This is a genomic window from Pseudomonas sp. SWRI154, from assembly GCF_014268645.1.
Taxonomy (GTDB): domain Bacteria; phylum Pseudomonadota; class Gammaproteobacteria; order Pseudomonadales; family Pseudomonadaceae; genus Aquipseudomonas; species Aquipseudomonas marvdashtae.
This window is the reverse complement of record NZ_JABWQW010000079.1, coordinates 1-675: the sequence shown is the minus strand read 5'-3', so window position 1 is coordinate 675 and position 675 is coordinate 1. Positions and strand designations below refer to the sequence as shown.

Sequence of the window (675 nt, the reverse complement as noted above, 5' to 3'; positions counted from 1 at the left end):
TTCACAGTCGTCGAGAGCATCGATACTGAAAGCCTGCTCGCCAACCTCAGCGAAAACCTGGCCTCGGCCAACGCCATGATCAGCGACTTGGCGTTCGATCTTGAGGGTTCTCGCCGGCATGTTGCGATGGGTATTCTGCAAGTGATTGAAGTGAGTGAGCTGTTGGCGAATCGGGCTTTGGATATTGTCGATCCACGCTAGTAACGCGCTCCGCACCAAAAGGGCTGGCCGGCATTTGTAGATACCTCGACTACAAGGTCGGCAGCCCGCCCATGCAAGCTGACACACTGCCATCGCGAGCAGGCTCGCTCCCACAGAAGTCATGGGCGACCGGGAAATTGAGGGCTGACACAAGACCAGTGTGGGAGCGAGCCTGCTCGCGATGACGGCGGCACATCCAACATCCAGGCAAGCTGACCCACCGCTATCGCAAGCAAGCTTTGCTCCCACAGGTTGGCCCGAGATTGGTGTTAAGACCCCGGCCCCTTTAAAGGCTGGCATCGAGCCTTACAGACAAATACCCAGTAACACGGAGCGTTAGCCCCCGCCATACCGGCTCACTCGTGCCGTGCTTCACCGCTAAATGTCAGTACCGATGCAAAACTGACCCACCCTACCGGTTGAAAACTGACCCACTTGGGCAAAATGCAGCTTTTGCGAGCTGCCCATGCTGTC

At 57.2% G+C, this 675-nt stretch carries 1 protein-coding gene; it reads left to right on the top strand.

The genetic code is table 11. From position 1 onward, the window contains the following. Positions 1 to 201: DUF6124 family protein (locus tag HU806_RS26230; RefSeq protein ID WP_238350248.1), on the top strand; the 201-nt coding region annotated here is incomplete at its 5' end. Positions 202 to 675: the final 474 nt, after the last annotated feature.